This window comes from Gordonia sp. NPDC003422 (assembly GCF_053588675.1).
In genome coordinates, this window is record NZ_JBSFQL010000008.1 from 82,467 (window position 1) to 100,010 (window position 17,544).

Consider the following 17,544-nt stretch of genomic DNA (forward strand, 5'->3'; position numbering starts at 1 on the left):
GCTGCCGACGTGGTCAGGGCGGCCATTCGGCGGCGCCGTGAGAGCAGCGCCGACCATGCTCCGTCGACCCAAACTCCACCGACCGCGAGGGCGGACATGACAAGCTCCCCGAACGACAACCTGGCCACATTGGCCGCCGAGGCGTACACCTACCTGTACCCACTCGTGACGATGGACGTCACCCGGCGACAGCAGACATCGCCGCGGTCGCCGTCGGGCTTCGGTGGCGCGAATCGCTTCAACCACTTGCGGGCGTTCCCCACCGCCGAGTTCCGCTCGGTGGTCCGCCCCAACTTCGACACCCTGTACTCGATGGTCTGGCTCGATCTCACCGGCGGACCGGTGTTGATCGAGGTTCCCGAGGCCGATCGCTACTACATGCTGCCGTTCCTGGACATGTGGACGGACGTTTTCGCGGCGCCGGGCACCCGGACCACCGGCAACGGTCCCGCGCGCTACGTTCTCGTCGGTCCGGGGAACGTCGGCCTCGACAACGGCGTGATCCCCGACGTCGCGACCCTCATCATCACTCCGACTCCCCACGTGTGGGCGATCGGCCGAGTCCAGACAAACGGCCCATCCGACTACGCCACTGTCGGCAAGTTTCAGGACGGACTGTCGATCACCGAACTCACACCCGGCAACCTCGCGACGACCGGCGGCGACATCGACGTGCAGACCGAACCCGTGCGACTCGTCAACGGGTTGTCTGTGGTGGAGTTCTTCGCCTGGGCGGCCGAGATCCTGGCTGTCAATCCTCCGCATCCGACCGACTTCTCCGTGCTGGCGCGGATCGCGCGCATCGGACTGGTGCCGGGCATGCCGTTCGATGCTGCGCAGTTCGACGACGCAGCGTTGGCCGAACTCGAGAAGGGCCGGGCTGCCGCGCTGGCGAAGATCACCGACCTTTCACACCTTGCGCAGCCGGTGAACGGATGGATGACCCTGACGAACTCGATCGGGGTCTACGGCAACGACTACCTGCAGCGTGCACGCATCACGCTGCTCGGCCTCGGGGCGAACCCGGCCGACGACGCCGCGTACCCGGTGCTGGTGGCCGACGCGGACGGCACACCACTCGACGGGGACAACGACTATGTCATCCACTTCCCGGCCGACGGGCTGCCACCGGTGGACGCGTTCTGGTCGGTGACCATGTACGACGCGGAGGGCTATCAGGTGGCCAACGAGCTCGACCGATTCGCCATCGGCGATCGAGATCGCTTGCGGTACAACGACGACGGTTCGCTGGATCTGTATCTCCAGCACGCCGATCCGGGCGCGGACAAACGGGACAACTGGCTGCCCGCACCGCGTGGCACCCTTGGCGTGACGATGCGCCTCTACCAACCCCATCCCGAGGTTCTCGATGGCCGCTGGACTCCACCTGCGGTCGTGCGACGCTGAGAGCGTAAGACGAAAGGGCTACTGTCTTATCGTTTTTCGCGGACTACGATCTGGACATGACCGATGACCTCGTGATCAGACCGGCGATCGAGGACGACGCCGCGGGTCTGTTCGATCTCCGTGAACGCGTGGCCGCCGAGGGGGTGTGGATCGGCTCCGAGGCCCCACTCGACCCGGCGCGCGAGCGCGGACTCTTCCGGTCGCTGGTCGATTCGGAGGACAAGGCACTGTTCATCGCGCTCATCGGCGACGACATCGTCGGCGGTCTCGGTATCGCCTTCGGGTTGCCCGGTGTCACCGAGTTCGGCATGCAGATCGACCGCGCCTGGCGACACCGCGGAATCGGCAGTGCACTGATGACCGAGGCCATCGCGTGGAGCACCGAGCGCGGAGCCCACAAACTCGAACTCCAGGTCTGGCCGCACAACGGTCCGGCGATCGGACTCTACGAGAAGTTCGGATTTGTGCGAGAGGGTTGTCTGCGGCGGCACTACCGGCGCCGCTCCGGCGAACTCTGGGACGCCGTGGTCATGGGACTGGTGCTGGACACCGCATCGCCGGGGTCGGAATTAAACGGACCGCGGTACGTTTAGACGGTTATGAAGAACATCGGTTTCCTCTCCTTTGGCCACTGGTCCGATTCCCCCGGTTCGCAGGTGCGGTCCGGGTCCGACGCCTTGCTGCAGTCCGTCGAACTGGCGGTCGCAGCCGAGGAACTGGGCGCAGACGGCGCCTACTTCCGTGTGCACCACTTCGCCCGCCAGCTCGCATCACCGTTCCCGCTGCTGGCAGCCATCGGCGCGCGCACCAACCGCATCGAGATCGGCACCGGCGTGATCGACATGCGCTACGAGAACCCTATGTACATGGCCGAAGACGCGGGCGCCGCGGACCTGATCTCGCGCGGCCGCCTGCAGCTGGGCGTCAGCCGTGGCTCACCCGAGCAGGTCATCGACGGCTACAAGTACTTCGGCTACGTCCCACCTGAGGAATCGACGGCAACACGCGACCCGCTCGCTCCGTTCCCGGCGCCGGACGCCGATATGGCGCGTCAGCACACCGACGTCTTCCTGAAGGTCATCGAGGGCAAGGGATTCGCGCAGCCGAACCCTCGGCCGATGTTCCCCAATCCGCCCGGCCTGCTGCCCATCGAGCCGCAATCACCCGGGCTCCGGGATCGGATCTGGTGGGGCGCAGGCACGCGTGCGACGGCCGAATGGACGGCCCGCCAAGGCATGAACCTCATGAGTTCAACCCTGCTGACCGAGGACACCGGAGTGCCGTTCCATCAGCTGCAGGCAGAACAGATCGAACGCTTCCGCAAGGTCTGGGCCGACGAGGGGCACGAGCGCATACCACGAGTCTCGGTGAGCCGCAGCATCTTTGCGCTCATCGACGATCGCGATCGGATGTACTTCGGACGTGGTGGTGCCGAGGACGACCAGGTCGGCGTGATCGACAACAGCGTCGCGCGATTCGGTCGGAGCTACGCTGACGAACCCGACAAGCTCATCGAGCAACTACGCGAGGACGAGGCGATCGCGGCCGCCGACACGCTGCTGCTGACGGTACCCAACCAACTAGGCGTCGAATACAACGCACACGTGATCGAGTCGATCCTGACGCATGTGGCGCCGGAACTCGGTTGGCGCTGAATTCAGATCCCGAGGATGCCCGCGGTGGTGTTGCTCGCCCAGGTCGCGATGTCGTTGATCTGGCCGCGCGGCGCATAGAGCCACAGTGTGGGGCTGCTCTGCCGGCCGCACCTCAACACCACCGGGTGCCGGCCGGCCTTCACCGCCGCACCCGACACGGTCGCCGTGCCACCGGTCGAGATCGGCACAACCTTGTTCCCGACAAAGAGCTTGCACCTCTCCGACCGTGCGTCGCCCTTGTCGAAAGTGACCTGCCAATCGGTGTTGCCCGAAATCGACACAGCGATGCGCGGGCCGACGACGGCCCGCGCGTCGGCCGCACCGATCGTCGTGCCCACCCCCACCGCCGTCACGGCGAGAACTGTCGCTGCACCCGAAAGCATGACCCCGAATCTGCTCATGCCGGAATGATGCCACACCGGGTCGGCATTGTGGCAAGCCTCACCACCGGGCAATTAATGTAGCAAGTATGAACTATCTATGCGGATAAATTCGATTGTCCTTCACCGATTCAGGCCGCACGATGGCAATCATGTCCCCACGTGATCGCGCCCTCGGCCTGGCAGTCGTCCTCCTGTGGGGTTTCAACTTCATCGCCATCCGCCTGGGCCTCGACCACTTCCCACCGTTCTTCTTCGCGGCGCTGCGGTTCGCGGTCATGGCGATCCCGGTGATGCTGTTCGTGCGGTTCCCCAAGGTGCAACTGCGCTGGTTCTTCCTGTACGCAGTCGGTTTCGGCACACTGCAGTTCGCGTGCTTGTTCCTCGCGATGGAGTTGGGCATGCCGACAGGTCTCGCCTCACTCGTCCTGCAGACCTCCGCGCCGTTCACCGTCATCCTCGGCGTCGTGTTCCTGCGGGAGCGCATGGCGCCGCTGCAGGTGATCGGAATCGTCGCGGCGGTCGGCGGAATGGCACTCATCGCGGTGGATCGGACCGCGCACAGCAGTCTGGGTGTCGGCGCGTTGTTGCCGATCGCGCTCACCGTCCTCGGCGGATTGTCCTGGGCCTTCGGCAACATCGGCGGGCGGCTCGCACAGCCCGACGACGCCCTGCGCATGACGCTGTGGATGTCGGTGATCCCGCCGATCCCGCTCTATGCCCTCAGCCTTGCGGTCGAGGGACCGTCGGCCGGATTCGACGCGGTCGCCACCCTCGGCACCCACACCGGCATCCTCGCGTTGTGCGGTCTCGCCTACGTGGTGCTACTCGGCACTATCGCCGGTTCGGGAATCTGGACCTCGCTCATGTCCCGGCACGCGGCCAGTCGCGTCGCACCGTTGTCGCTGCTCGTGCCCATCGTCGGCATCAGCGCGTCGTGGGCGTTTCTCGGTGAGACGCCGACGATCGTCGAGCTGGCCGGGGCCGCTGTCGTGATCGTGGGGTGCGCGGCAGGCGTGCTCGCCGCGCCGGTGTCCCGACCGCATTTGCCGGAAACTCCGTCGGCCGACGACAGCGCCGAGCCCCAACTCGTCGGTGCCGCGGCTCCCGGTCGCCGGCTGAGATGAGGTGACGGCGACGATCGTGGCGGCGGGAAGAACGCCTCCCCGCCGGCTAGGTGCGAGCCTGCGAGCTTCGGCCCAGTGAGATGACATTGTTGTCTCACCAGGCCCTTCGAGGCTCGTCGCTGGCGCTCCTCGCACCTCAGGGAGCGGTGGGGGCGTAGCGGACCGTCGCTGGCGCTCCTCGCACCTCAGGGAGCGGTGGGGTCGAAGCGTTTCCGCAGTTCAGGAGGCCTGAAAGCAGTACTCTTCGATTCAGTCCTCGGGCTGCACCTTCTCGATCGCTTCACGAACGGCCTCGTTGACCCGGTCCACGGCCGCGCGTGCACCGGCGCTGATCAGCGTCATGTTGGCGAAGGCGTGGATCATGGCGCCCTCTCGTTGCACCGTGACCGGAACTCCGGCGTCGACCAGCCGCTGCGCATACTCGAGGCCCTCGTCGCGGAGTGGGTCGAAGCCCGCCACCACGACGTGCGCGGGAGCGAGGCCGCTCAGATCCTCGGCCAGCAGCGGCGAGCAGCGTGGATCGGTGAGCATCGCAGGTTCCGGCACGTAATGGTTGTTGAACCATTCGAGCCGCTCCTCGGTGAGGAACAGGCCAGACTCGAACTCGCGGCGCGACGGCCGCACATTCCCCAGATCGGTGATCGGATAGAGCAGCAGTTGCAGGCACGGGGTCACGCCGTCGCCGCGGACCTGCTGAGCCACCACCGCGCTCAGGTTTCCACCGGCACTGTCGCCGCCGACGACGATCCGGTTCGGCGAGCGCCCCCAGCGAGGCGCCGCCTCGACCGCAAACCGCCATGCCGCGACCGCGTCCTCGACGGCAGCCGGAAAAGGGTGCTCGGGGGCGAGCCGGTAGTCGACCGACAGCACGTCGACGTCTGCACCCAGGGCCAGTCGCCGGACGAGACCGTCGTGGCTGATCCGACTGCCGAGGACGAAACCGCCACCGTGAAAGAACACCAGCAGACCGGACGATTCCTCGCGGGCACGGTATCGCGTCGCCGGGATCGGCCCGCTCGGCGAGTCGATGACCAGATCTTCTTCGACCGCGAACGGCGGGAACTTCTCGGCCAGTCCCGCAGCACCCTCGTCGACACCACGACGCGAGGGCTCCACTTCTGGACCGCCGAGACCCATCCCGGGGATGTGCGCCGCCGACCAGCCCACGGCAGCCATCTCCGGCGCCAGCCGTTCACCGTCGGCGTTCACTCGCGTGCGTCTACCGAACAGCGGAGAGACCAGGGGTTGCAGCTTTCCCATCCCCGACATGAGGGCGCGCTGGGGTCGGGCGAGGGGCGACAGCTTCATCGTTGTGGCACGGCTCACAGCAGGGACCTTACGCGGCGTGCGCATCTGCGCACACACCCGTGCCGAAGTCCTATGACAGACTCGTCCCCATGCCCGACCGTGTACCTGTCCGCACCTCGATCGCGTTGACGGCTGCCGCCGCGGCCCGCTGGGCGTCGCGCACGGCAGGACGAGGCAAGGGTTCGATGATCGGCGGCCTGGTGGCCGCAAAGATTGATCCCGACATCATGCGACGACTCGCCGCAGGAAAACGGACCGCGATCATCACCGGAACCAACGGGAAGTCCACCACCACTCGGATGACCGCTGCGGCACTCGCCGAGATCGGTGAGGTGGCCACCCAGGCCGACGGCGCCAACATGGACGCCGGGATCATCGCCACCCTGACCCTGCAGCGCAGCGCACCGGTGTGCGCGCTCGAAGTCGACGAGTTGCACGTACCGCATGTCAGCGACGCCGTCGACCCCGAAGTCCTTGTGCTGCTCAATCTCTCCCGCGACCAGCTCGACCGCGTCGGCGAGATCAACATGATCGAGCGGCGGCTGCGCGAAGGAATCTCGCGCCATCCGAAGACGACCGTCGTCGCCAACTGCGACGATGTGCTGGTCACCTCTGCCGCCTTCGACGCGGAGCATGTTGTGTGGGTGGCGGCCGGCGCGAGTTGGGTCGGCGACTCGGTGAGCTGTCCACGCACCGGCGAACCCATCGTCCGATCCGACGACGGTTGGTATTCGACCGGCGACCAATCGTTCCGTCGACCCACCCCGGATTGGTGGGTCGACGACGAGAACATCTATGGCCCGGACGGCTTCCGGTCGCGCCTCGATCTCGCGGTACCGGGGCGGGCCAACCGAGGCAACGCCGCGCAGGCGGTCGCGGCAGCGGTCGCGATGGGCGCCGATCCGGACAAGGCCGTCGCAGCCGTCGGCACCGTCGGCGAGGTCGCCGGACGGTATGGCATCCACCAGGTCGGCAATCACTCCGTGCGCACTCTGCTCGCCAAGAACCCGGCCGGCTGGCAAGAGGCCCTCTCCATGATCGACCAGGACGCCGACGGTTTGGTGATCGCCGTCAACGGCCAGGTCCCCGACGGCGAGGATCTCTCGTGGCTGTGGGATGTGCGGTTCGAGGCATTCGAGACCATGGCCGTGGTCGCCGCCGGCGAACGTGCCGCCGACTTGTCGGTCCGGCTGCTCTACGCGGGCGCCGAACACACCACCATCCCGGATCCCGTGCGCGCCATCGCATCCTGTCCGCCGGGCCGCGTTGAGGTACTCGCGAACTACACCGCGTTCCGCGATCTGGGTATCGCCCTGGATCGTGCCGCTCGGTCCCGGAGGGGTGAGCAATGAGCGAGTCCACTGTGCGGATCGGGCTGGTCCTGCCTGACGTGATGGGCACCTACGGCGACGGCGGCAACGCGCTCATCCTGCGGCAGCGCGCCCGGATGCGCGGCATCGACGCCGAGGTCGTGCAGATCACGCTCGACGACGAGGTACCCGAGTCCCTGGACGTCTACACCCTCGGTGGCGCAGAGGATTACGCCCAGCGGCTCGCCACACGCCACCTGACCAAGTTCCCCGGGTTACAGCGCGCTGCCGCGGCCGGGCGTCCGGTCCTGGCCATCTGCGCGGCCATCCAGGTGCTCGGACACTGGTATGAGACGTCGGCCGGCGAGCGCGTCGACGGCATCTCGCTGTTCGACCTCACGACGTCGCCGCAAGCGGCTCGCAGCATCGGCGAACTCGTCACCGACCCCGTCATCGACGAACTCACCTCGCCGCTCACCGGATTCGAAAACCACCGTGGCGGAAGCACACTCGGCTCCGACGCCCGGCCACTCGGCCGGGTGCGACACGGCGTCGGGAACGGCGTCGGCGACGGCACCGAAGGTGTGGTGCAGGGTTCGGTGATCGGAACCTACATGCACGGACCGGCACTGGCCCGCAATCCGGAGTTGGCCGATTTCCTGTTGGCCCGGGCGATGGGCGTCGAACGGCTCGACCCGCTGGAACTACCCGAAGTCGACCGCCTACGACGCGAACGGCTCGTCGCCGGACGACGCGGCTGAGTTCCCCGGATCGACTCCCGCGAATTCTGCTGCGGCAGTAAGCACATCGACGACCATCGGTAAGGTCAGCCGGCCGGTGAAGGTGTTGTGCTGGCTGACGTGGTAGCAACCGAAGACGACGATCTCCTGCTGCCCCCGAGCCAGCGATGCCGTGGCACCGTGGGCGAACACCGGCCGCGGGCGCGGCACGGTCCAGCCCAGTTCCGCGAGAGTGTGCAGTGTCTGACGCCATCCGAACGCACCGAGCGCGACCACCGACCGCATGCTGGGTGCCAGCAACTCGAGCTCCGCATGCATCCAGTGCGCGCAACGGTCCCGTTCTTCGGGGGTCGGCTTGTTCTGCGGCGGTGCGCAATGCACCGGTGCCGTCATTCTCGTTCGGTACAGCTTCATCCCGTCGTGGGCCGACACCGCGGTCGCTTGATTGGCCAGCCCCGCTTCGAAGAGCGCGGCGAACAGCATGTCGCCACTACGGTCACCAGTGAACATCCGGCCGGTCCGGTTGGCACCGTGGGCGGCAGGGGCAAGGCCGATGATCACGATTGCGGCGTCGGTCGGCCCGAAGCCGGGTACCGGTCGGCCCCAATAGGTCTCGTCGGCGAACGCTGCCCGCTTCTCCTGCGCGACGCGTTCGCGCCATTCGACGAGCCGCGGGCAGGCGCGGCATTGCACCAGTTCCCGGTCGAGGTCGGCGATGGTCATGCTCCGAGCCTATGCCGATCAGTCCAGAACCCGACAACGCTCTCGGGTGCGGTCGACGGCAAACCACCCGCGCTCGAACTGTTGCCACTGTGCGAGGTGGGGTCGCGCTTGCTCGCCGTCGCGTGCGACGGCACGTTCGAGCCGTTCTTCCGCGGGTGGACCGTCGAGCCACAGGGTGTGCGTCAGCCGGTTCGCGATCCGACGCCGAGCCGACGACACGCCTTCGATGACCAGCAACGGCTGCCAGCGATACCAGACGCGGGTTCCGGGCTCGGGCACCCCGTCGTGCCAGACACGTGGCCGGTACTGATAGTCGTGGCGGCGGATAAAGGCGTGCAGCACATCGGTTTCCAGCTCCGGCCACCACGCCACCGGGTTGTCCCAGGTGGCGAAGTCGTCGGTGCGGACGAGCACCGCACCGGTGCGGTTGGCGGCAAGTTTGGCCATCAGCGCGTCGGCAACACGGGATTTGCCCGCGCCCGACGGTCCGTCGATCGCAACGATCCCCGACACCATCTCGGCGGCGAGAGCGTCGAGCCGAGCGTCGACTGCAGGATCGAGCCCTGCCGCCGCGACGGGTGTCACCAGCCGTAGCCGACCCGCTCGCTGCGCGACTCGGAGGTAGGACCGGGCAGACGGGTGAGCGGCGTGGTGATCGGCGCCTGCGGTGCCGACGTCACCGACGTGTGGCCGGTGATCAGATACTGGGCGATGGCAGCGTCGAGCGGACGGTTCCCGCGGGCGAGTTGTCCGTGATCGCCGCCGCCGACCGTGATGAGGTGTGCACCCATCTGCGCGCGCAGCCTCATCGCGCCACGATAGGGCGTCTGCGGGTCGCCGAGGCTGTTGATCAGCAGCGGTTGCACCGCAAGCCCACGGTTTCGCGTGGCCACCGGCCGAACGATAGGAGTGGTTCCGGCGCAGGCGATTCCGGCGCCCCAGAACAGTCCGGGAGCGTCGAAGACGTCACTGACGACGAGGTTGCTGAAGAGCGCCGCAGGGATCTGCGACGGCTGCGCCGGGTACTGATTCTCGTTGCACATGATGATGTTGTGCATATTGCTCGACGCCTCGGCGGCGGCGATCTCCTCCTGCGTCGGCTTGACGGCCTTCCGACGCGGGAGCTTGTTGGCCAGGCGCAATGCGACGATCGGCCAGTAGTTGCGGTCGGGCGCGAGCTGACGCGTCCCGACGAGCAACGACGAATCCGACTGCTCCTTGCCGGTCAGCATCGTCGCGACGAAGTTCTCCCACCGCGCCCGGACATCGGCGGTCAGGTTGACACCCGCAATGTACTGCTGCGACACGGCTTTCAGGCCTGGCGGAACATCGCCCACCTGTGCAGGCGGCGCGGCCAGTGAGGGCGGTACACCCGCCTGCTTCTCCACCAGCGCACTCCACTTGCGGTACACCGCGAGTGGTGTCTTCCCTAGGTGATAGATGTTGTCGTGCTGGGCAATCCACGTCATCATCGCGTTGACCCGCGCCTTGTACCCGGGCGTCTGGTCGTTGCCGACACGATTCCACACACCGGTCGGGTCGACGGCCGAGTCGAGCACGAGACGATCGGTGTGCTGCGGGTACAACGTCGCATACGTGGCCATCAGCGTGGTGCCGTACGAGAGTCCGTACAGACTGAGCTTGTTGACTCCGAGAGCGCGTCGCACCATCTCGATGTCTCGTGCGGTGTTCTCGGTGGTGATGGTCGACGGATAGCCCGGGCTCTGCCGCTCGCAGCGTTGCCGATTGATCGCGCCGTAGTTCATCAATGCTTCGATGTCGTTGTCGGCGTTGAACTTCGCACACCGAATCGGCGTGGCGCTCCACAGCCCACGTGGCTGGACGGCCACCAGGTCGAAGCGGTCGCGCACAGGTGCGGGAGGTGGCGCCCACGAGAAGAGGCCGAGCGCGTCGCCGCCGGGACCGCCCGGATTGCCGACCAGCACCCCGATCTTGTGCGCCGGGTCGCGGGCGGGGATGCGGCTGACGGTCACGTTGATCGTCGGACCATTCGGCTTGGCGTAGTCACGCGGCACAACGACCGTTGCGCACTGGACGGCACTGCTGGTGCTGTGCACCTTGGGGCAGGGACCCCACTGCAACGACTGCGGGGCCGCGACAGCTTGCGGCGGGGTAGTCAGTACACCCGCGGCGGCGCCGATCGCCACGACGGCACCCAGCAATCGCACACCCATTCGGTGTTTCAACACACACTCCCCCGTCTCGGCATCCCTATATCTCTAGCAGACGCCGTCCCGGCACGCGCCGCCGGAAAGGCCGCAGCGGCTCAGGCGAGGATACGACGACCCGACAAGGCCCGCCCGAGTGTGAGTTCGTCGGCGAATTCAAGATCTCCGCCCATCGGAAGCCCCGACGCCAGTCGCGTCACGGACAGTCCGGGGAAGTCCTTGAGCATGCGCAGCAGGTAGGTTGCGGTCGCCTCGCCCTCGGTGTTGGGATCGGTGGCCACGATGATCTCCGTGACGTCGTTGCCGTCCTCGGTGTTCGCCAGACGCCGGAGCAACTCGCGAATGCGCAGTTGATCGGGCCCGATCCCCGACAACGGGTCGAGTGCACCTCCGAGCACGTGATAGCGGCCGTGGAATTCCTTCGTCCGCTCGATGGCGTGCACGTCCTTGGGCTCTTCGACGACGCAGATCTTGGTGGCGTCGCGCCGGGCGTCCGAACAGATGCGGCACAGCCGGTTGGCCGACACGTTCCCGCATTCGGCGCAGAAGGTCACGTCGTCGCGCACCCGACCGAGGGCGGCGATCAGCCGGTCGATGTCGACCTTCTCGCCCGCGAGCAGCGCAAACGCGATCCGTTGGGCGCCCTTGGGCCCGAGTCCCGGCTGTTTGGCCAGCTCATCGATCAGGTCCTGGATCGGTCCCTCGTACATCGGTGGTCCCGGCTTCTTCGGTGGGGCCTCAGCCGAGTCCCGGCAGGCCGCCGAGTCCTCCGGCGAGCGGGCCCATCTTCTCGGTCGCGAGCGTTTCGCGCTTCGTCGACAGATCGGCGAGTGCCCCGAGCACCAGGTCTTGCAGGGTCTCGACGTCGTCCGGGTCGACGACCTTGGGGTCGATGGTCACTGCGGTGATCTCCCCGGTGCCGTTGCCGGTGACGGTGACCAGGCCGTTTCCCGCGGTCCCGACGACCTCCGTCGCGGCGATCTCGTTCTGTGCGTTCAGCAGCTGCTCCTGCATCTGCTGGGCCTGGGCCAACAGCCCGGCCATCGGGTTGTCGCCACCCCCGCCGCCGCCGAACAGTGCGCTGGGATCGAAAGGTTGAGTCACCCGTCCAGGGTAACCGTCAGCTCAACGCAGCAATCGATCGACATGCGCCGCGATGTCGTCGACGGTGGACTCGTCGGCGGGGCTGATCTCGAAGGACAGCAGTTCGTCCCCGAAGAGGCGACTCGCGCGACGCGTCAATGCGAATTCGAACCGGTCCTCGACGCGGCGCCAGTCGGCGATCCCGCCGTAGATCGGCGCGCTGGCCCCGGTGGTCACGCAGTATTCGTGGGCGCGGGGACCGCCGACGAGGTCGCGTTGGATCTGGAAACAGGCCAGTGACTCGTCGTCGATGAACACGACGGCCTCACATCCCAGGTCGGGATGTCGTTCATACGACGCGCGGATCGTCACCTCGCCAGGCTAGCGGACGCGTCCAGACGTCAGCGTCGCCAGAACAGGTGGTGCGTGACGCCACTCGGGCTGGGCACGACCTCCAGATAAAAGCGGTCGAGCAGCTCGTCGGGTGTCTCCCACAGCCGCGATCCGCCACCGAGTTCGACGTCGCACACGGCCACATGCATGGTGTCGACGAGGTCGGCGTCGAGGAATGAGCGGATGATCGCCGCCCCGCCACCGAGTCGCACGTCCTTGCCGTCGGCCGCTGCGCGCGCCATCTCGAGTACGGCTGCGGGTTCGTCGTCGACGAAGTGGAAGGTGGTGTCGGACAGACTGAACGACGGCCGAGCATCGTGGGTCATCACGAAGACCGGGGTGTGGAATGGTGGTTCGTCGCCCCACCAGCCGAGCCACTCGTCGTGATCCTCCCAGGGACCGCGCAGCGGACTGAATTTGTTGCGCCCCATGATCTCGGCGCCGATGTTGTGGTGGAAGTCGCGGGTGAAGTAGTCGTCGAGACCGCGAGTGCCGCCGGGTTCGGTCCGATTGGGCCAGCTCGCGGTTGCCCCCGCCCAGGCGAAGATGCTCGCCGGATCGGCATGACCGAACGAACGCTCGACGCTCTGTCCCTCGCCCGCGCCGTATCCGTCGCGCGACACCCCGAAATTCTGGACTCGCAGCAACTGCGTCATGTCGTCTCCTCGGTGACGGGAGTGGCCACCAGTGCCACCTCGAACAGTTCGGTGCGTGCAATCGCACTGTCACGCTCGGCGGCCAGTGCAGTCCGACGCGGATCGGCCATGAAGCGGTCCAGCGCCGCTCGGTCCCCGATCGAGATGATCTGAAGCTCGTCGGGCCCGTCCGGATCGTCACAGAGGGCGCGCTGTCGCACCGAACGGATAGCGCGCTGTCGCACCGAACGGATAGCGCGCTGTCGCACGACGCCCCCATGGTCGGCGACCAGGGCAAGCACCTTGTCCTCGTAGGAGTGCATCTCCGCCCGACGACCGGGGTGAGCCCACAGGAGACAACACAGATCAAGCGCCATGTATCCATCATGACCGTCTGTGCTCATCCGGTCACCGACCGCCGACTCTCGAAGCGACGACGCTCGCCGGTGATCGGGTCGGTGAACTCCAGCGCATGCGCGATCAGTCGCAGTGGTGCGGAGAAGTCTCCCTTGTCGGGCCGCGCCGCCAGTTCGGGGCGCACGTCAGGATAGAGCGGGTCGTCGACGATCGGCACGCCCAGCTGCGACATGTGCAGCCGCAGCTGGTGCGTGCGACCGGTGTGCGGGACCAACCGGTAGACGCCGCCATCCATAGTGGTGTCGATGAGGGTGACGTCGCTGATCGCGTTGACCGGGCCGTCGACGACGAGTGCGCGCAGGTCCCCGGCGGTTTTCTCGATGCGGTTGCGCACGGTGACGGTATCGGTCAGCGATGCGTCGACCGGGGCAAGCGCCCGATACTCCTTGGCGGCGGTCCGCGACGCGAACAACTCTTGGTAGGCCGAGCGCACCTGCGGCCGCAGGGTGAAGAGCAGCACTCCGGCGGTCAGCCGATCGAGCCGATGCGCCGGTGCGACGTCGTCGGAGCCGAGTTGGCGCCGCAGACGCACCAACGCTGTCTGCGTCACATGTCGGCCGCGCGGCATCGTCGCCAGAAAATGCGGCTTGTCGACGACGACGATGTTGTCGTCGCGATACAGGATCGGCAGGTCAAACGGGATCGGCACCTCGTCGGCGACGTCTCGGTAGAGGTAGATCGACGTGTTCAGGCGGGCCGGGTCGTCCAGCGAGATCGGTTGGCCGGCTGCATCGACGATCTCTCCGGCGTCGGCGCGATCGCTCAGGTCATCGTCGGTGAGGCCGTCGAGCGAGGGTGTGGTCAGCAGGCACTCGCGCACGGTCCGATCCGGGCCGGAGCGCAAGACCACACGCGTCGCATCGACCCCGTCACGAATCGGCAGCGGCGATGGTCGCCGGCGGCCCCGACGCACCGACGGTCAGCTCTCCAGGCGCGTCTTGAGGTTCGCGAGCAGCGCAGCCTGGATGCGTGCAAGTCCCTTCGGCGCGAAGGTCTTCTCGAAGAAGCCGCCGATGCCGCTGGCGTTGCTGTTCCAGGTGGTCGTGGTGGTCACCTTGGAGCCGTTGCCCGCGGCGACGACCTGGTACGTCGTGACCATCGTCGAGTTCTCGTCGCGTTCGGTGACGGTAGCTGCAGCATTCGCCCCGCTCGCTCCGCTCCCGGCGGCGGGAACCACCGACACGGTGGCCTTCACGTCACGCTGACGCTTGGAGGTGGCCTGCAGAATCCAGTGCACCACGGTGCCGTCGCCGTTGCCGCCGCTGATCACGGCGTAGTCGCGGTACTGCTCGGGCAGGATCGCCGGACGCACCTCGTTGTAGTCGGCCAGCGCGCCGATCACGGCGTCGGGAGCGGCGGCGATGTCGACCGACTGAGTTGCGGAAATCTGACCCACGATTGGGCTCTCCTTAGAACTGATTGGCGGGTGCACTGATCACGTCCTAGGCTAGCCAAGTGAACTCTGACCGGTTGGAGATGGGGGCAGAGGCTTTCGACCAGGGGGTGTCGACCCTCCTGGCGAGTTATCGCGCCATTCCGCCCGAGGCCACCGTGCGGCTGGCCAAGAAGACGTCGAACCTGTTTCGCAAGCGTGCGGCCAATCCATATCCCGGTCTGGACGTCTCGGGTCTGGACCGGGTGATCTCGGTGGACCCCGACGCGAAGACCGCGGACGTCGCGGGCATGTGCACCTACGAGAACCTGGTCGCGGTCACTCTCCCGTACGGCCTGGCGCCGACGGTGGTGCCGCAGTTGAAGACCATCACGCTCGGCGGCGCGGTCACCGGACTCGGCATCGAGTCGACGTCGTTCCGCGACGGATTGCCGCACGAGGCCGTGCTCGAGATCGACATCCTGACCGGCAGCGGCGACATCATCACCGCCACACCCACGAACGAGCATTCCGATCTGTTCTTCGGGTTCCCCAACTCCTACGGCACACTCGGCTACTCGGTGCGACTCAAGATCGAGCTCGTGCCGGTGTCTCCGTATGTCGAACTGCGCCATGTCCGTTTCGACCGGCTCGCCGACCTGCAGTCGACGATGAGCACGATCGTCGACACCGGCACCTACGACGGGCAGCAGGTCGATTACCTTGACGGCGTGGTGTTCTCGGCCACCGAGTCTTACCTGACGCTGGGTCGGTCGACGACCGAGCCGGGACCGGTCTCCGACTACACCGGCATGGACATCTATTACCGGTCCATCCAGAGCAAGAAGACCGACCGGCTGACCATCCACGATTACCTATGGCGCTGGGACACCGACTGGTTCTGGTGTTCCCGCGCGTTCGGCGCTCAGAACCCGCGTATCCGACGCCTGTGGCCCAAACGCTATCTGCGCAGCAGCTTCTACTGGAAGCTGATCGGCCTCGATCAGCGGTACGACATCGGCGACCGGCTCAACGCACGCAAGGGTGAACCGCCCGGCGAACGCGTCGTCCAGGACATCGAGGTCCCGATCGAGAACACCACGGCCTACCTCGAATGGTTTCTCGCCAACATCCCGATCGAGCCGATCTGGCTGTGCCCGCTGCGGTTACGTGAGCCGGCACTCTCCGGCTCCGACCCCGCACGCCCGTGGCCGCTGTATCCGTTGCAACCGCACAAGACCTACGTCAACGTCGGCTTCTGGTCGGCGGTCCCGGTGACGCCGGGAGACCCCGGCCACGCCAACAAGATGATCGAACACAAGGTGGCCGAGCTCGACGGTCACAAGTCGCTGTACTCGGAATCCTTCTACAGCCCCGAGGATTTCGACGAGCTCTACGGCGGCGAACACTATCGGCTGCTCAAGAAGCGGTACGACCCGCGGGGACGTCTGCTGGATCTCTATGCGAAAGCGGTGAAGCGCCAATGACCACATTCCGTGAAACGTCGTCGGGACTCGATACCGGTTCGACCAAGATGAGTCTTGCCGAGATCTTCGAGTCGCTCCTCGGCGGGAACCTCCAGATCCGGATCACCGCCTACGACGGCAGTTCCGCCGGCCCGATCGACGCGCCGTACGGCCTGAATCTCAAAACTCCGCGTGGCACAACCTATCTGGTCACCGCGCCCGGTGATCTCGGGCTGGCACGCGCCTACATCGCCGGCGACCTCGAACTCATCGGGGCACACCCGGGCGACCCGTACGAGGCGTTGCGCGCGCTGGCCGGCGACCTCGAGTTCACCCGTCCGTCCGCCCTGGCGCTCGCGCAGATCGCCCGCTCCATCGGACTCGAACACTTCAAGCCGATCGCACCGCCGCCCCAGGAGGCCGTGCCCCGCTGGCGCCGATTCGCCGAGGGCTTCCGGCACAGCAAGTCCCGCGACGCCGAAGTGATCCACTATCACTACGACGTCTCGAACACCTTCTACGAGTGGGTACTCGGGCCGTCGATGACCTACACCTGCGCGGTCTATCCCGATCGCGACGCGTCGCTGGAGTCCGCACAGGACAACAAGTACCGGCTCGTCTACGACAAGCTGCGGCTCAAGCCCGGCGACCGGCTGCTCGACATCGGTTGCGGCTGGGGCGGAATGGTCCGCTACGCCGCCCGACGCGGCGTCAAGGTCATCGGCGCGACGTTGTCCGCCGAACAGGCCGAATGGGCGCAGAAGGCCATCGCCGACGAGGGACTCGGCGAACTCGCCGAGGTCCGACACAGCGACTACCGCGACGTCCCCGAGGGCGATTTCGACGCGGTGTCGTCGATCGGTCTCACCGAGCACATCGGCGTGAGCAACTACCCCGCCTACTTCGGGTTCATGCGCGACAAGCTCCGCGACGGCGGAATGCTGTTGAACCACTGCATCACCCGCCCGGACAACTCCGGACGCAACCGGGCCGGATCGTTCATCGACCGCTATGTGTTCCCCGACGGGGAGCTGACGGGCTCCGGCAAGATCATCTCCAAGCTTCAGGACATCGGCGGCATGGAAGTGGTGCACGAGGAGAACTTCCGCGAGCACTACGCGATGACGCTGCGCGACTGGAACGTCAACCTCGTCGAGCATTGGGACGAGGCCGTCGAAGAGGTCGGCGAAGGCACCGCGCGCCTGTGGGGCCTGTACATGGCGGGGTGTCGAATCGGGTTCGACCGCAACATCATCCAGCTACATCATGTCTTGGCCACCAAACTCGACAAGTTCGGCAACAGCGACCTCCCGCTGCGCCCGTGGTGGGACGCCTGACA

The 17,544-nt window shown here is 66.6% G+C and carries 20 protein-coding genes; 8 read left to right on the plus strand and 12 right to left on the minus strand.

Annotated elements, in window-relative coordinates:
* Positions 1-96: 96 nt before the first annotated feature.
* From ACWDTF_RS09050 to ACWDTF_RS09060, 3 genes are read left to right on the plus strand one after another with little or no spacing between them, the layout of a single operon-like run.
* On the plus strand, positions 97-1,407 hold the full coding sequence (locus tag ACWDTF_RS09050) for a DUF1254 domain-containing protein (RefSeq protein ID WP_240856256.1): 1,311 nt from the start codon (positions 97-99) through the stop codon (positions 1,405-1,407).
* 56 nt (positions 1,408-1,463) lie between these two features.
* Positions 1,464-2,000, plus strand: coding sequence for a GNAT family N-acetyltransferase (locus ACWDTF_RS09055; RefSeq protein ID WP_240856257.1), 537 nt, complete (start codon positions 1,464-1,466; stop codon positions 1,998-2,000).
* Positions 2,001-2,006: 6 nt separating this feature from the next.
* On the plus strand, positions 2,007-3,062 hold the full coding sequence (locus ACWDTF_RS09060) for an LLM class flavin-dependent oxidoreductase (protein ID WP_240856258.1): 1,056 nt from the start codon (positions 2,007-2,009) through the stop codon (positions 3,060-3,062).
* A gap of 2 nt (positions 3,063-3,064) precedes the next feature.
* Here the strand turns inward: ACWDTF_RS09060 and ACWDTF_RS09065 are convergent, their stop codons facing one another.
* Positions 3,065-3,463: a hypothetical protein gene (locus ACWDTF_RS09065; RefSeq protein ID WP_240856259.1), complete on the minus strand. Its 399-nt coding sequence runs from the start codon at positions 3,461-3,463 to the stop codon at positions 3,065-3,067.
* A 131-nt stretch (positions 3,464-3,594) separates the two neighbouring features.
* Here ACWDTF_RS09065 and ACWDTF_RS09070 point away from each other — a divergent pair, with 131 nt between their 5' ends.
* Complete coding sequence (locus ACWDTF_RS09070) at positions 3,595-4,569, plus strand: EamA family transporter (RefSeq protein ID WP_240856260.1); 975 nt, start codon at positions 3,595-3,597, stop codon at positions 4,567-4,569.
* Positions 4,570-4,818: 249 nt separating this feature from the next.
* Here the strand turns inward: ACWDTF_RS09070 and ACWDTF_RS09075 are convergent, their stop codons facing one another.
* The gene (locus tag ACWDTF_RS09075; protein WP_240856261.1) at positions 4,819-5,895 is read right to left on the minus strand and encodes an alpha/beta hydrolase; all 1,077 of its coding nucleotides are present in this window, start codon (positions 5,893-5,895) and stop codon (positions 4,819-4,821) included.
* A gap of 71 nt (positions 5,896-5,966) precedes the next feature.
* Here ACWDTF_RS09075 and ACWDTF_RS09080 point away from each other — a divergent pair, with 71 nt between their 5' ends.
* Entirely contained in the window at positions 5,967-7,229 is a 1,263-nt protein-coding gene (locus ACWDTF_RS09080) for a MurT ligase domain-containing protein (protein WP_240856262.1), read from the plus strand.
* Positions 7,226-7,948, plus strand: a complete 723-nt coding sequence (locus ACWDTF_RS09085; protein WP_240856263.1) for a type 1 glutamine amidotransferase — start codon at positions 7,226-7,228, stop codon at positions 7,946-7,948. Before ACWDTF_RS09080 ends, ACWDTF_RS09085 begins: the two co-directional genes overlap by 4 nt.
* Here the strand turns inward: ACWDTF_RS09085 and ACWDTF_RS09090 are convergent.
* From ACWDTF_RS09090 to ACWDTF_RS09135, 10 genes are all read right to left on the minus strand, one after another.
* Entirely contained in the window at positions 7,910-8,650 is a 741-nt protein-coding gene (locus ACWDTF_RS09090) for a uracil-DNA glycosylase (RefSeq protein ID WP_355278906.1), read from the minus strand. The two genes, ACWDTF_RS09085 and ACWDTF_RS09090, sit on opposite strands and share 39 nt — an antisense overlap.
* Before the next feature lie 18 nt (positions 8,651-8,668).
* Positions 8,669-9,166, minus strand: coding sequence for a uridine kinase family protein (locus tag ACWDTF_RS09095; RefSeq protein ID WP_355278919.1), 498 nt, complete (start codon positions 9,164-9,166; stop codon positions 8,669-8,671).
* 65 nt (positions 9,167-9,231) lie between these two features.
* Entirely contained in the window at positions 9,232-10,845 is a 1,614-nt protein-coding gene (locus ACWDTF_RS09100; protein WP_355278916.1) for an alpha/beta fold hydrolase, read from the minus strand.
* Positions 10,846-10,937: 92 nt separating this feature from the next.
* Positions 10,938-11,549, minus strand: a complete 612-nt coding sequence (gene recR, locus ACWDTF_RS09105) for a recombination mediator RecR (RefSeq protein WP_240856265.1) — start codon at positions 11,547-11,549, stop codon at positions 10,938-10,940.
* Positions 11,550-11,577: 28 nt separating this feature from the next.
* On the minus strand, positions 11,578-11,943 hold the full coding sequence (locus ACWDTF_RS09110) for a YbaB/EbfC family nucleoid-associated protein (RefSeq protein ID WP_240856266.1): 366 nt from the start codon (positions 11,941-11,943) through the stop codon (positions 11,578-11,580).
* A 21-nt stretch (positions 11,944-11,964) separates the two neighbouring features.
* Positions 11,965-12,294, minus strand: coding sequence for a hypothetical protein (locus ACWDTF_RS09115; RefSeq protein ID WP_240856267.1), 330 nt, complete (start codon positions 12,292-12,294; stop codon positions 11,965-11,967).
* Positions 12,295-12,323: 29 nt separating this feature from the next.
* On the minus strand, positions 12,324-12,971 hold the full coding sequence (locus ACWDTF_RS09120; RefSeq protein WP_240856268.1) for a dihydrofolate reductase family protein: 648 nt from the start codon (positions 12,969-12,971) through the stop codon (positions 12,324-12,326).
* Entirely contained in the window at positions 12,968-13,327 is a 360-nt protein-coding gene (locus ACWDTF_RS09125; RefSeq protein ID WP_449754305.1) for a hypothetical protein, read from the minus strand. The genes ACWDTF_RS09120 and ACWDTF_RS09125 overlap by 4 nt, the downstream gene beginning before the upstream one ends.
* A gap of 23 nt (positions 13,328-13,350) precedes the next feature.
* A complete protein-coding gene (locus ACWDTF_RS09130; RefSeq protein WP_240856270.1) occupies positions 13,351-14,217 on the minus strand; it encodes a pseudouridine synthase in 867 nt (288 codons plus the stop codon).
* A gap of 69 nt (positions 14,218-14,286) precedes the next feature.
* The gene (locus tag ACWDTF_RS09135; protein ID WP_240856271.1) at positions 14,287-14,763 is read right to left on the minus strand and encodes an SRPBCC family protein; all 477 of its coding nucleotides are present in this window, start codon (positions 14,761-14,763) and stop codon (positions 14,287-14,289) included.
* Positions 14,764-14,843: 80 nt separating this feature from the next.
* Here ACWDTF_RS09135 and ACWDTF_RS09140 point away from each other — a divergent pair, with 80 nt between their 5' ends.
* Together ACWDTF_RS09140 and ACWDTF_RS09145 are read left to right on the plus strand one after the other, a co-directional pair.
* A complete protein-coding gene (locus tag ACWDTF_RS09140; RefSeq protein WP_449754313.1) occupies positions 14,844-16,226 on the plus strand; it encodes an FAD-binding oxidoreductase in 1,383 nt (460 codons plus the stop codon).
* Entirely contained in the window at positions 16,223-17,542 is a 1,320-nt protein-coding gene (locus tag ACWDTF_RS09145) for a class I SAM-dependent methyltransferase (RefSeq protein ID WP_240856272.1), read from the plus strand. The genes ACWDTF_RS09140 and ACWDTF_RS09145 overlap by 4 nt, the downstream gene beginning before the upstream one ends.
* Positions 17,543-17,544: the final 2 nt, after the last annotated feature.

Excerpts from the sequence above, each read along its gene's own strand:
- ACWDTF_RS09050 (WP_240856256.1), top strand. The coding sequence starts at position 97 with ATGACAAGCTCCCCGAACGACAACCTGGCCACATTGGCCGCCGAGGCG.
- ACWDTF_RS09080 (WP_240856262.1), top strand. The coding sequence starts at position 5,967 with ATGCCCGACCGTGTACCTGTCCGCACCTCGATCGCGTTGACGGCTGCC.
- ACWDTF_RS09095 (WP_355278919.1), bottom strand. The coding sequence starts at position 9,166 with ATGGTGTCGGGGATCGTTGCGATCGACGGACCGTCGGGCGCGGGCAAA.
- ACWDTF_RS09145 (WP_240856272.1), top strand. The coding sequence starts at position 16,223 with ATGACCACATTCCGTGAAACGTCGTCGGGACTCGATACCGGTTCGACC.
- ACWDTF_RS09140 (WP_449754313.1), top strand. The coding sequence starts at position 14,844 with ATGGGGGCAGAGGCTTTCGACCAGGGGGTGTCGACCCTCCTGGCGAGT.
- ACWDTF_RS09090 (WP_355278906.1), bottom strand. The coding sequence starts at position 8,650 with ATGACCATCGCCGACCTCGACCGGGAACTGGTGCAATGCCGCGCCTGC.
- ACWDTF_RS09100 (WP_355278916.1), bottom strand. The coding sequence starts at position 10,845 with ATGGGTGTGCGATTGCTGGGTGCCGTCGTGGCGATCGGCGCCGCCGCG.
- ACWDTF_RS09120 (WP_240856268.1), bottom strand. The coding sequence starts at position 12,971 with ATGACGCAGTTGCTGCGAGTCCAGAATTTCGGGGTGTCGCGCGACGGA.
- recR (WP_240856265.1), bottom strand. The coding sequence starts at position 11,549 with ATGTACGAGGGACCGATCCAGGACCTGATCGATGAGCTGGCCAAACAG.
- ACWDTF_RS09085 (WP_240856263.1), top strand. The coding sequence starts at position 7,226 with ATGAGCGAGTCCACTGTGCGGATCGGGCTGGTCCTGCCTGACGTGATG.
- ACWDTF_RS09070 (WP_240856260.1), top strand. The coding sequence starts at position 3,595 with ATGTCCCCACGTGATCGCGCCCTCGGCCTGGCAGTCGTCCTCCTGTGG.
- ACWDTF_RS09065 (WP_240856259.1), bottom strand. The coding sequence starts at position 3,463 with ATGAGCAGATTCGGGGTCATGCTTTCGGGTGCAGCGACAGTTCTCGCC.
- ACWDTF_RS09060 (WP_240856258.1), top strand. The coding sequence starts at position 2,007 with ATGAAGAACATCGGTTTCCTCTCCTTTGGCCACTGGTCCGATTCCCCC.
- ACWDTF_RS09055 (WP_240856257.1), top strand. The coding sequence starts at position 1,464 with ATGACCGATGACCTCGTGATCAGACCGGCGATCGAGGACGACGCCGCG.
- ACWDTF_RS09125 (WP_449754305.1), bottom strand. The coding sequence starts at position 13,327 with ATGGCGCTTGATCTGTGTTGTCTCCTGTGGGCTCACCCCGGTCGTCGG.